We start from the raw sequence: 11,934 nt of genomic DNA, 5'->3' as shown, positions 1-11,934 counted from the left end.
GATGAAACAGCCCAAAGTGAATTTCTACAACCTGGCCTGGCGCTGGCATTTCTATGCCGGATTGTTCGTTGCGCCATTCATGGTGATGCTGGCCCTGACCGGCACCATTTACCTGTTCAAACCACAACTCGATTCGCTGATGTACAGCAGCCTGCTCAACGTCCCGGCCGGGCACCACACAGTGCCAGCCGATGACCTGCTCAACCGGGTAAAAGACGAGTATCCACAAGGCACGATCAAACAGTACCTGCCGCCGGTCAACGCCGAGCGCAGCGCCCAGTTTGTCGTGCTCAACGACGGCAACGAGCTGAACGTATTCGTCGACCCGTACCACGGCGACATCCTCGGCGAGCAAGACGCCAAGAAAAACCTGCAAGCGGTCGCGCGAGCGATTCACGGCGAGCTGATGATCGGCACCGTCGGTGACCGTCTGGTGGAACTGGCCGCTGGTTGGGCGGTGGTGCTGGTGGTGTCCGGGGTGTTCCTGTGGTGGCCGCGCGGTCAGGCCGCGGGCATTCTCTGGCCGCGACTGAGCAGTCGAGGCCGGGTGTTGTGGCGTGACCTGCACGCCGTCACCGGTTTCTGGGGCGCCTCCTTGCTGTTGGTGATGCTGCTCAGCGGCATGACCTGGACCGGCTTCTGGGGCCAGCAATACGCCGCCGTCTGGAATGTCTTTCCGGCGGCGATGTGGGACAACGTGCCCAAGTCCGACGTCGAAGCGCGCAGCCTCAACAGCGCCACCCGCCAGACTGTGCCGTGGGCCATGGAAAATACACCGATGCCGATGTCCGGCGATCATGCCGAACACATGGCCCACGGAGCAGCGCAAGCCGGTCCGGCCGCGCCGACCATCAGCCTGCAGGACGTGCAGAACATCGCCGTGCAACGCCAGGTCGAGCCCGGCTACAGCATCACGTTCCCGACCACGGCCACCGGCGTGTTCACCATTGCTGTGTTCGCCGATGACCCACGCAACGACGCCACCCTGCATGTCGATCAATACACCGGCAACGTCCTCGCCGACGTACGCTACGAGCACTACGGCGCCGTCGCCCGCGCCACGGAAATCGGCGTGATGCTGCACGAAGGCAAGATGTTCGGCACGCTCAACCAGATCATTGTCCTGCTGATCTGCCTGATGATTTTGCTCAGTGCGATCAGCGGCGTGGTGATCTGGTGGAAGCGTCGTCCGCAAGGCAAGTTCGGTGTCCCGCCGCTGCGTCACGACCTGCCGAAATGGAAAACCGCGATGGCGATCATGTTCGCCCTGGCGGTGGCGTTCCCGTTGGTGGGGGCTTCACTGGTGGTGGTGTGGGTGCTGGATAAGCTGCTGTTGGCACGCCTAAACCGGCAAGCTGAACCTGACTCGGCCGCTTGAGCAATACCTGAGCAAGCAACACCCGTGCTTGCTCGTGCCACCCTGCGCAGGGTGGCACGAGCCTAAGCGCAAAGCCCCTTCAGCGTCGGTCGTTGAAGGGGCACACAGGTATTCACCGAGAAACTACAACTCATCCCGTGTGGGCTTATCGGATACGTCGGGCACCTGTTGGCGAGTGGTTTTCCAGTCTTGTCCAAGTCGACCTGACTGGTTCCAGTCAGCTGCCGTCTTGAGCACCCTCAGCACACCCACATTCGCCAACCTTTGGACAAAGTCTTCGGATGAAAGCAACTGCCCGGTGAGTAAAAACTTTCCTTCTTCCGAGGTATGGGTGGGTACGTATTTGAGCAGCGCACCATGACGCGTCGAATAGTAGAACGCGTCAATATCAAACCCTTTGGCTTTCAAGGCATGGGTGTACGCATAAACCGACGCGGTGGAGGCATAGTCCACCTGCTCCGGGACGGCGGGAGTGGCGGTCGGCAGGGATATCTGGTGGCCAGCCTTCAGTGCGTAACCGTCCGGAAACACCGGCGCTTTATTCCTGGAAGTGGTCGATGGATCGCTCGCGGTGCGGAAGATTCGATGGAGCGCATCATGGGAGGAAGGCGAATCCACAACCGGCTCCAGGCCGACGTATGAACGGGTCGCGATTTTGCCAAGCACCGCACTGGCCAGCGACGCTGGCTGCCCACCGACACCCGCCGCTCGAAGCTGTGCATGACGAGTCGCATCGTCGGGATGGTGAAACATGGGCCCCAAAGGCAGGACGGGATTGCGTGCCCACCGTTCAGCGTCGGAAACAGCAGGCATGCGTGGTACCCAGTCGTTGCCCACCACCCCCGGGCAAGACCAGTAGGGACTTGTCACCAAGACCTCCAGTCGCCCGGCCGCCGCCATGCGCCGAATGTAACTGGTCAGACTGAACTTGCCCTGCTCGATGTCGCGCCAGTCATCCTGCGCCTGCGCCAATGATGCGAACGGATTGTCCTTTAATACGACCTGCCCAAACTTATCCAATGACGTCGCCGAATCAAAGGGATTCAGGTTCAAATGTATCAAGGCACCGTCGGCGCAGGAAAAGTAAATCGACCGGTAGCCCTGGGCTGTGCGGGCAACAACACGTGCCAGGTTCACGTCGATGGGTGAAAAGAAGTGCCGATAATCATCGTCCGACAGATTCTGAGGCATTTGCGCACCACACATGTACATCCCGTTGGTGACGAAGCGGTAAGGTAATGTACCGGGGAAGATATGTTGATAGTCGAACCCGGAGTTGCGCGCCTCAATGGGCAAGGTTGCCATGAAAGAACCGTCGCGAGCATTCCTGAGCAAGAATCCAAAACTCAACGCTGCACGACTGCCCGCCCGCTCATGGGCAAAGCGCGCGGCATCCTGCTCTCGAATATGCAGCGGACTGTAAGCGGGTTCCGACACAGCATTCCTGCGACTGCTCGGTCGGGTCGCCGTTGCAAATGGCGCAAACACTATTACCGCACGCGCATAGCCCCAAAGTCGGCTCCCCACGACCACTTGCAGGTTACCGGACCCGGCCAGTTTTTTTACCCAGTCTGTCGGTGACAATAGGCCAAGATGGATCTGCTCCTTGATCCAGGCCCCATCCAGGTCGCGAGCCGGTTTGCCTGAGGCACTCAATGCAGTGCCCAGGTCGGCGCGGATTCGCTCCCACGTCCCGACGCGATAACGGATGGTCGATCCGTCGGGTGCAAACAAGTACTCGTCGAGCGTTTGTTCGTTACGGGTGAAAGCCGTGTAAACCACATCGACAGACAACATGTTGAGATAAAGCGCCCTATCAACCTCCGACATTACGACAGGTAACGCTCGCGGTACCCGTGAGCGGTAGCGTGCAACGATCGTGCAGCCCGCCGGAAACAGACCTAACGAGACCGACTCATCCGGGAAGATCCACTTGATGTCAAAGTCTTCCTGGGGAATTTCGACCGGATCGGTCGCTACAAAAAAACCGTCAGCGCGCTTCAGAATCAGGCCGCCGAACGCTCCTGCCCTGGCCTGGGGCACCTGCGATCGGGCATGCAGCGCAGCGTCATCGACCGAAAAGAAAACCGGACTCAGTGCTCGACGTTCCAGGAACAGACTTGGCGTCCAGTAGGAGTCGATCAGCCCTTTCCTGTCCCAGCACAGACTGGTGCGCATCACCTGCAAGCCACCGCTGTTGGCGACAACTCTGACAAAACCGGTCGAGGTGAGCTTGCCACTGGCCAGGTTGCCTTGAATTTCTTCCAGGCCCATGTTCGGGACGTCATTGTCGAACAACTTGGTGCCCCTGCGGGCGACGTATTTCAGCAGCGCGCCGTCCTGGGTCGACACATAGAGAGGAATGGGCGCATTCCCCTCTATCACCGGACGTCTTCTTGAGTTGTAAACCACCACATAAAGATCTCGCGGCACGATGAAATGCTGTGCCAACCAGCGTCTGGGTTCGTCTCGCGCATGCTTGACTCGCTGGCGCGAATAAAAATAGGAGTGCGGTAACAATGACTCGGGAAAGACACTGTCCAATTTTCTGGATTGGCTGAACAAACTGTGCAACGAATAAAGCTTGTCCCGCACACCACCGACCGGGACCAGTTCGGTGGCGACGTACTCCTCCTTGCCTTGTTGCTTGAGGATGAACCCGAACCAGGTCTGTTCCTCGTCGTGGTGTCCCGTGTCTTTGGCATAGCGATCAAGGGCCGCCTCATCGGCTGACTGGAACACCGCGCCAAAAGACACCCGCTCCGGCAAGGTTCGCTCCCAGGGGCCGGGGACGCGTTCCCCGGTGATTTTTCCTCGTGGTCGCCAACGGCCGTTGCTGATGAGGACCTGCAAATCGCCGGCGGCCGCCACCTCCACAACCAGCTGTTCCGGTTTGGCGGCCCCCGAGGCAAGACCCAGAGCAAAATCACCAGGCTCGTCTGTGGTTCCCAGTATGACCAGCAGGTTCGCCCAGCGCGAGCGATCGGGTGTGAAGCTGATCAAACTGTCCTCGGCCCCCGAAAGATAGGCAGGAAGAACGTTCGCGAGGTGATTGCGCAGTTCCTCGACGCTGAACATCAGCAAGTTCGTTGCTGCATCTTCGACAGACCATTTCAGCTGCGCAACCTTGCCTGCATCGAGCGTCGAAAGCGCAGGGTGAGAATAGAAACGACTGTGCAAGACGTGGTTGTCGGGGATCACCGGGTGATGGGAGACGACGCTGACCGGCTGCTCCGCCGGTTCGGTCATCACAAATCGTTGATCGCTTCGCTGAAGGATATAGCCGAAATAGCCGCTGTCGCGGCGGCGACCGACTCGCTCATGGGCATAACGGGCCGCATCGTCCGCCGACAGGAACACCCTGGCCAATACATGCAGCGCCGATCCCGTACCTGTCGAGGCGGGTTGTTGTGATTGCTCGTCCATGAAGTAGAACTCCGTTGAATCATTGGTAGAGCCCCACTCTCGCACCGAAAAACATTACCCCGGCGGTACATAGTTATTACTTGGCACGCTCGGCACCAGTTGGGCGCATCGCCATGCCCCGCCGGCAATTTTGTGCTCGCTCACGGTGCAGTGGGCGCACTCGCCGAGCGATTTCCCCCCTCAGGTAAAGCGCTTCGGGTCTTAGGCACAGCCCTTGCTAAAGCCCCTTCAGTAGTCCGCATCTACCAACCAAGAAAAAATCCAACGTTCATGGAGATCGCACAATGAAGCGTCGCAGTTTGATCAAGGCTTTCACACTCACGGCAAGCATTGCCGCAATGGGCATGACCTGGACTGTCCAGGCCGCCGAGACCATCAAGGTCGGTATCCTGCATTCATTGTCCGGCACCATGGCGATCTCCGAAACATCGCTCAAGGACATGGCGCTGATGACCATCGACGAGATCAACGCCAAGGGCGGCGTGAACGGCAAGATGCTGGAACCGGTGGTAGTCGACCCTGCGTCGAACTGGCCGCTGTTCGCGGAAAAGGGTCGTCAGTTGCTGACCCAGGACAAGGTCGCCGTGGTGTTCGGATGCTGGACCTCGGTGTCGCGTAAATCGGTGTTGCCGGTGTTCGAAGAACTTAATGGCCTGCTGTTCTACCCGGTGCAGTACGAAGGCGAAGAGATGTCGCCTAACGTGTTCTACACCGGTGCCGCGCCGAACCAGCAAGCGATCCCGGCCGTTGAATACCTGATGAGCGAAGAAGGCGGCAGTGCCAAGCGCTACTTCCTGCTGGGCACCGACTATGTCTACCCACGTACCACCAACAAGATCCTGCGTTCGTTCCTGCACTCCAAAGGCGTGGCCGACAAGGACATCGAAGAGGTCTATACGCCATTCGGCCACAGTGACTACCAAACCATCGTCGCCAACATCAAGAAATTCTCGGCCGGAGGCAAGACTGCGGTCATCTCGACGGTCAATGGCGACTCCAATGTGCCGTTCTACAAGGAACTGGCGAACCAGGGTCTGAAAGCCACCGACGTGCCGGTCGTGGCGTTCTCGGTGGGCGAAGAGGAACTGCGCGGTATCGATACCAAACCGCTGGTGGGCAACCTCGCGGCATGGAACTACTTCGAGTCGGTGGAGAACCCGGCGAACAAGAAATTCGTCGCCGACTGGAAAACCTACGCCAAGAAACACAACCTGCCGGGGGCTGACAAGGCAGTGACCAACGACCCGATGGAAGCCACCTACGTCGGCATCCACATGTGGGCGCAGGCCGCCGAAAAAGCCAAGTCCACCAATGTCGACAAAGTCCGCGAAGCCCTGGCCGGCCAGACCTTTGCCGCGCCGTCCGGCTACACCCTGACCATGGACAAGACCAACCACCACCTGCACAAGCCGGTGATGATCGGCGAGATCCAGGCCGACGGTCAGTTCAACGTGGTGTGGCAGACCGAAGGGCCGATCCGTGCCCAGCCGTGGAGCCCGTTCATCCCGGGCAACGACAAGAAGCCGGAGTATGCGGTGAAGAGCAACTAAGCCACTGGCACAACTCCTGTGTAGGAGCCGGCTTGCTGGCTCCTACAGGGTCCGCGCATGACCAGGACATTTAATATGCCCACCGCCCTTTATCGCTTCATCCTTGCCATCGCCCTGCTGTTGCCGATGACCACCCTTGCCGGGGATGCCGAAGACTTCGTCACCGCCAATCCCGCGCAGCAAGCAAAGCTTTTGGAAACATGGGCCGCGCAACCCGATCCGGCCCGCATCGAGCTGATCATCGCCCTGCAACAAGGCGAGCTGACAGTCGACGGCCAACCGAAAATCTTGCGCCTGAACAACCGCCTGCGTGGTCTGATCGACACCGCCCTGGCCAGCCACCAATTGCTCGCCGCCGACGCCAAAATCCGACTGGGCGCCGCGCAGCAATTGCAGAAAAGCGCCAAGCCCGCGCAGCTAAAATTCCTCGACCAGCAACTGGCGGCAGAACAGGACGAGAGCGTTCACGCCGCCCTCAGCCTGGCCCTGGCCAATCTGCAGCTGGTAGACGCCGACCCGGCAGTGCGACTCGCCGCCGTACGCCTGCTCGGCGAAACCGGCGACCCATTGGCCCGCACCCGCCTCGAAAGCCTGCTGGAGCCGGGCGTTGAAACCGACGCGAATGTGCGCACCGCCGCCGAAACCAGCCTCGCTCAAGTCAAACGCAAACTGCTGATCGGCGAAATGCTTGGTCAAGCCTTCAGCGGTATGTCACTCGGTTCGATTCTGCTGCTCGCGGCACTGGGTCTGGCGATCACCTTCGGCCTGCTCGGCGTGATCAACATGGCTCACGGCGAAATGTTGATGCTCGGTGCGTACTCGACCTACGTCGTGCAGCTGATGTTCCAGCGCTTCGCCCCGCAGGCCATCGAGTTCTATCCGTTGATCGCACTGCCCGTGGCATTTTTCGTCACGGCCGGGATCGGCATGGCGCTGGAGCGCACAGTGATTCGCCACCTCTACGGCCGCCCGCTGGAAACCCTGCTCGCCACCTGGGGCATCAGCCTGATGCTGATCCAATTGGTGCGCCTGGTGTTCGGCGCGCAAAACGTCGAGGTGGCCAACCCGGCGTGGTTGTCCGGCGGGATTCAAGTGCTGCCGAATCTGGTGCTGCCGTACAACCGCATCGTGATCATCGCGTTCGCGCTGTTTGTGGTGGTGCTCACATGGCTGCTGCTGAACAAGACACGCCTGGGTCTCAACGTGCGTGCAGTTACCCAGAACCGCAACATGGCCGCTTGCTGCGGCGTGCCCACCGGGCGCGTGGACATGCTCGCCTTCGGCCTCGGCTCGGGCATTGCCGGCCTCGGCGGCGTGGCGCTCAGCCAGATCGGCAATGTCGGCCCGGACCTCGGCCAGAGCTACATCATCGACTCGTTCCTGGTGGTGGTGCTCGGCGGTGTCGGGCAACTGGCCGGTAGCGTGTTGGCCGCGTTCGGCCTAGGGGTAGCCAACAAGATTCTCGAACCGCAAATCGGTGCCGTGCTCGGCAAGATCCTCATCCTCGCGCTGATCATTCTGTTCATCCAGAAACGTCCGCAAGGCCTCTTCGCGCTCAAAGGACGGGTGATCGATTGATGAACCAGCCCCTGATGCTCACGGCCACGCAAAAGGCCGGCCCGAAAGTCACCATTGCCATTGGCGCGGTGCTCCTCGTTCTTCTCTTGGCGTTGCCGCTGCTCTCGCTGTTGCCCGCCGACAGTGCGCTGCACGTCTCTGCCTACACGCTGACCCTGGTGGGCAAGATCCTTTGCTACGCCATCGTTGCCCTGGCGCTGGATCTCGTCTGGGGTTACGCCGGTCTTCTGTCCCTGGGCCACGGTGTGTTTTTCGCCCTCGGCGGTTATGCCATGGGCATGTACCTGATGCGCCAGGCCTCGGGCGACGGCTTACCGGCCTTCATGACGTTCCTGTCGTGGACCGAATTGCCCTGGTACTGGACCGGCACCGAAAGCTTTCTCTGGGCCATGTGCCTGGTGGTGCTAGCGCCGGGATTGCTGGCGTTGGTGTTCGGCTTCTTCGCCTTCCGCTCGCGGATCAAGGGCGTGTATTTCTCGATCATGACCCAGGCCCTGACCTTCGCCGGCATGCTCCTGTTTTTTCGCAACGAAACCGGTTTTGGCGGCAACAACGGCTTCACCAATTTCCGCACCATACTCGGCTTTGGCATCACGGAACCTGGCACCCGGGCGGTGCTGTTTTTCGCCACGGTGCTGCTGCTGGTGGCGAGCCTGTACATAGGCTGGCGTCTGGCGCAGAGCAAGTTTGGCCGAGTGCTGACCGCACTGCGCGACGCGGAAAACCGCTTGATGTTCTGCGGCTACGACCCGCGTGGATTCAAGCTGTTCGTGTGGGTGTTGAGCGCGGTGTTGTGCGGTCTGGCCGGTGCGTTGTACGTGCCGCAGGTGGGCATCATCAACCCGAGTGAAATGTCGCCGACCAACTCGATCGAAGCGGCGGTCTGGGTGGCCCTCGGTGGTCGCGGCACGTTGATCGGCCCATTGCTTGGCGCGGGCGTGGTCAATGGCATGAAGAGCTGGTTCACCGTGGCTTTCCCGGAATACTGGCTGTTTTTCCTCGGTGCACTGTTCATCATCGTAACCCTGTACCTGCCCAAGGGCGTGATCGGTTTGCTGAAGAAAAGAGGTGAACAATGAGAGTCACTGCAACGGCTGAATTCATGCTCGAACCGGCGTTTTTTCCGCCACTGGAACCGAACAGGGACGCCGGCAGCAGCCGCGATGCAATCGGCCTCGGCCAGCGTGCCGGCAAAGGCCTGAACACCCGCCACGGCACCATCCTGACCCTGGAAGACATCAGCGTAAGCTTCGATGGCTTCAAGGCATTGAACGACTTGAACCTGTACATCGGGGTCGGCGAGTTGCGCTGCATCATCGGCCCCAACGGCGCGGGCAAGACCACGCTCATGGACGTGATCACCGGCAAGACCCGCCCCAGTCACGGCAAGGCCTGGTTCGGCGAAACCCTGGACCTGACGCAAATGAGTGAAGTGCAGATTGCCCAGGCCGGCATCGGCCGCAAGTTCCAGAAACCGACCGTGTTCGAAGCCTTGAGTGTGTTCGAGAACCTGGAGCTGGCGCAGAAAACCGACAAATCGGTATGGGCCAGTCTGCGGGCGCGCTTGAGCGGCGAGCAGAAAGACCGTATCGCCGAGGTGCTCGACACCATTCGCCTGACCGCTTCGGTCAATCGTCCCGCCGGCTTGCTGTCCCACGGCCAGAAGCAGTTCCTGGAAATCGGCATGCTATTAATGCAAGACCCGCAATTGCTGCTGCTCGACGAACCGGTGGCCGGCATGACCGACGCCGAAACCGAATTCACCGCCGAACTCTTCAAAACCCTGGCCGGCAAGCATTCGCTGATGGTGGTGGAACACGACATGGGCTTCGTCGGTTCGATCGCCGACCACGTCACCGTGTTGCACCAGGGCAGTGTGCTGGCCGAAGGGTCGCTGGAACAGGTGCAGGACAACGAACGGGTGATCGAGGTCTACCTCGGTCGCTAGATTTGCGAACACTGATCCAACTGTGGGAGCGAGCCTGCTCGCGAAAGCGATTGACCAAACAACATCATTGGCGCCTGACACACCGCCTTCGCGAGCAGGCTCGCTCCCACAGGGGTATGAGGAGAATTTGAAATGCTGCAAGTCGACAAGCTGCACCAGTACTACGGCGGTAGCCACATCCTGCGCGGCCTGACGTTTGACGTGAAGGTCGGCGAAGTCACCTGCCTGCTCGGCCGTAACGGCGTGGGCAAGACCACCCTGCTCAAGTGCCTGATGGGCCTGCTGCCGGCCAAAGAAGGCGCGGTCAATTGGGAGGGTAAGCCGATCACCACGTTCAAGCCGCACCAGCGAGTGCATGCCGGCATCGCCTACGTGCCGCAAGGTCGCGAAATCTTTGGCCGCCTGACTGTGGAGGAAAACCTGTTGATGGGCCTGTCGCGCTTCCCCGGTTCCGAAGCCAGGGAAGTCCCGGCATTCATCTACGAGCTGTTTCCGGTACTGTTGCAGATGAAGCAACGGCGCGGCGGTGATTTGTCCGGTGGTCAACAGCAGCAGCTTGCAATCGGGAGAGCCCTGGCCAGCCGCCCACGGTTGCTGATCCTCGATGAACCCACCGAAGGCATCCAGCCGTCGGTGATCAAGGAGATCGGCGCAGTGATCAAGAAACTCGCGGCACGCGGCGACATGGCGATTCTGCTGGTAGAGCAGTTCTACGACTTCGCCGCCGAACTGGCCGATCAGTACCTGGTGATGTCCCGCGGTGAGATCGTGCAGCAGGGCCGCGGAGAAAACATGGAAGCCGAGGGTGTACGCGGTCTGGTTACGATCTAATCTGTGGCGTCCTGACGATAATCAGAAAATATGAATTTACCTCTTTCTACTGCCTTGTTTACCCCGAGCTGGCATGCCGAGCTGGAACTGGGCTACGCCCGATTCGGCGACAGCACGCGCCCGGTCCAGCGACGGCACAAAGGCCCGCTGCGGGTGCAGAAGCACCTGTATGCAGAAGGGCCCGAGGTGTGCCAGCACATCATCGTGCATCCGCCGGGCGGGATTGCCGGCGGTGACCGGCTGGACATCAGCGCCAGCGTCGGCCGCGCGGCATGGGCGCAAATCACCAGCCCCGGCGCCGCAAAGTGGTATCGCGCGGCAGCGCCGGCTTATCAGAAACTCGACCTGGAAGTGGCCCACGGCGCGACACTGGAGTGGCTGCCGCAAGAGACGATCATCTTCAGCGATGCCCGCGCCGAGCTCAGCACGTCCATTGATCTGCAAGGCGATGCTCGGCTGTTCTATTGGGACGTGGTGGCGCTGGGTCGCCCGGCCAGTGGCGAGCGCTTCGATCTCGGGCATTTTCAGGCGCATCTGGATATCCGCCGCGACGGCCAGTTGCTCTGGCACGAACGCCAGCGCATTGTCGGCGGTGATGGTTTGCTCGATTCGCCGATTGGGTTGGACGGGCAACCGGTGTTTGCCACGTTGCTGGTGACTGGCGAGATTGATAGCCAATTGCTGGAGAAGTGCCGTTCGCTGCCCAACGACGTGCGCGGGGATTTGACTCAGTTGCCGGGGTTGATTGTGGCGCGGTGCCTGGCCAGCGAGGCGTTGTTGGCACGCGGCTGGCTGATTGAATTATGGCGATTGCTCAGGCCGGCATTGCTTGGCCGCGAAGCCGTCCCACCCAGAATATGGAGCACCTGAACACCGCTCCTGCAAAAACTTTTTTAACTGCCGAAACTGGATTTCTACGATGGACCTGACCCCACGCGAAAAAGACAAGCTGCTGATCTTCACCGCCGGCCTCGTCGCCGAGCGGCGCTTGGCCCGCGGCGTGAAACTCAACTACCCGGAGGCCATGGCCTACATTTCCGCCGCGCTGCTCGAAGGCGCCCGTGACGGCCAGACCGTGGCCGAGCTGATGCACTTTGGCACCACCCTGCTCAGCCGCGAACAAGTGATGGAAGGCATTCCGGAAATGATCCCGGAGATCCAGGTGGAAGCGACCTTTCCCGACGGCACCAAACTGGTCACCGTCCACCAACCGATCGCCTGAG

General features: G+C 60.4%; 9 protein-coding genes. 8 read left to right on the top strand and 1 reads right to left on the bottom strand.

What is annotated here, in order from left to right:
- The first annotated feature begins 1 nt into the window (after nucleotide 1).
- Nucleotides 2-1,378, top strand: a complete 1,377-nt coding sequence (locus ACA058_RS02860) for a PepSY-associated TM helix domain-containing protein (RefSeq protein WP_497637758.1) — start codon at nucleotides 2-4, stop codon at nucleotides 1,376-1,378.
- A gap of 123 nt (nucleotides 1,379-1,501) precedes the next feature.
- Here ACA058_RS02860 and ACA058_RS02855 read toward each other — a convergent pair whose 3' ends face one another.
- Nucleotides 1,502-4,804, bottom strand: a complete 3,303-nt coding sequence (locus ACA058_RS02855; RefSeq protein ID WP_497637757.1) for a hypothetical protein — start codon at nucleotides 4,802-4,804, stop codon at nucleotides 1,502-1,504.
- A 284-nt stretch (nucleotides 4,805-5,088) separates the two neighbouring features.
- Between ACA058_RS02855 and urtA the strand changes: the two genes are divergently transcribed.
- The 7 genes from urtA to ureA all read left to right on the top strand — a co-directional run bounded on the left by urtA (nucleotide 5,089) and on the right by ureA (nucleotide 11,933).
- Nucleotides 5,089-6,354, top strand: coding sequence for an urea ABC transporter substrate-binding protein (gene urtA, locus ACA058_RS02850; protein WP_497637756.1), 1,266 nt, complete (start codon nucleotides 5,089-5,091; stop codon nucleotides 6,352-6,354).
- A 75-nt stretch (nucleotides 6,355-6,429) separates the two neighbouring features.
- Complete coding sequence (gene urtB, locus ACA058_RS02845; protein ID WP_497637755.1) at nucleotides 6,430-7,932, top strand: urea ABC transporter permease subunit UrtB; 1,503 nt, start codon at nucleotides 6,430-6,432, stop codon at nucleotides 7,930-7,932.
- The gene (gene urtC / locus ACA058_RS02840; RefSeq protein ID WP_497637754.1) at nucleotides 7,932-9,011 is read left to right on the top strand and encodes an urea ABC transporter permease subunit UrtC; all 1,080 of its coding nucleotides are present in this window, start codon (nucleotides 7,932-7,934) and stop codon (nucleotides 9,009-9,011) included. The genes urtB and urtC overlap by 1 nt, the downstream gene beginning before the upstream one ends.
- Nucleotides 9,008-9,880 carry an urea ABC transporter ATP-binding protein UrtD gene (urtD, locus tag ACA058_RS02835; protein WP_497637753.1) on the top strand — a complete coding sequence of 291 codons (873 nt, stop codon included), beginning with the start codon at nucleotides 9,008-9,010 and terminating at the stop codon, nucleotides 9,878-9,880. Before urtC ends, urtD begins: the two co-directional genes overlap by 4 nt.
- Before the next feature lie 132 nt (nucleotides 9,881-10,012).
- Nucleotides 10,013-10,711: an urea ABC transporter ATP-binding subunit UrtE gene (gene urtE / locus ACA058_RS02830; protein ID WP_060542795.1), complete on the top strand. Its 699-nt coding sequence runs from the start codon at nucleotides 10,013-10,015 to the stop codon at nucleotides 10,709-10,711.
- A 30-nt stretch (nucleotides 10,712-10,741) separates the two neighbouring features.
- On the top strand, nucleotides 10,742-11,581 hold the full coding sequence (locus ACA058_RS02825) for an urease accessory protein UreD (protein ID WP_497637752.1): 840 nt from the start codon (nucleotides 10,742-10,744) through the stop codon (nucleotides 11,579-11,581).
- Nucleotides 11,582-11,630: 49 nt separating this feature from the next.
- Nucleotides 11,631-11,933: an urease subunit gamma gene (gene ureA, locus ACA058_RS02820; protein ID WP_007907366.1), complete on the top strand. Its 303-nt coding sequence runs from the start codon at nucleotides 11,631-11,633 to the stop codon at nucleotides 11,931-11,933.
- The last annotated feature ends 1 nt before the right edge of the window (nucleotide 11,934 follow it).

This window comes from Pseudomonas sp. LBUM1649 (assembly GCF_059716155.1).
Note: the sequence above shows the minus strand (reverse complement) of the source record. Positions and strands in the feature narration are given on the sequence as shown.

Bases quoted from the DNA above. Each gene is read 5' to 3' on its own strand.
- ACA058_RS02860 (WP_497637758.1), top strand. From the start codon at position 2: ATGAAACAGCCCAAAGTGAATTTCTACAACCTGGCCTGGCGCTGGCAT.
- ACA058_RS02855 (WP_497637757.1), bottom strand. From the start codon at position 4,804: ATGGACGAGCAATCACAACAACCCGCCTCGACAGGTACGGGATCGGCG.
- urtA (WP_497637756.1), top strand. From the start codon at position 5,089: ATGAAGCGTCGCAGTTTGATCAAGGCTTTCACACTCACGGCAAGCATT.
- urtB (WP_497637755.1), top strand. From the start codon at position 6,430: ATGCCCACCGCCCTTTATCGCTTCATCCTTGCCATCGCCCTGCTGTTG.
- urtC (WP_497637754.1), top strand. From the start codon at position 7,932: ATGAACCAGCCCCTGATGCTCACGGCCACGCAAAAGGCCGGCCCGAAA.
- urtD (WP_497637753.1), top strand. From the start codon at position 9,008: ATGAGAGTCACTGCAACGGCTGAATTCATGCTCGAACCGGCGTTTTTT.
- urtE (WP_060542795.1), top strand. From the start codon at position 10,013: ATGCTGCAAGTCGACAAGCTGCACCAGTACTACGGCGGTAGCCACATC.
- ACA058_RS02825 (WP_497637752.1), top strand. From the start codon at position 10,742: ATGAATTTACCTCTTTCTACTGCCTTGTTTACCCCGAGCTGGCATGCC.
- ureA (WP_007907366.1), top strand. From the start codon at position 11,631: ATGGACCTGACCCCACGCGAAAAAGACAAGCTGCTGATCTTCACCGCC.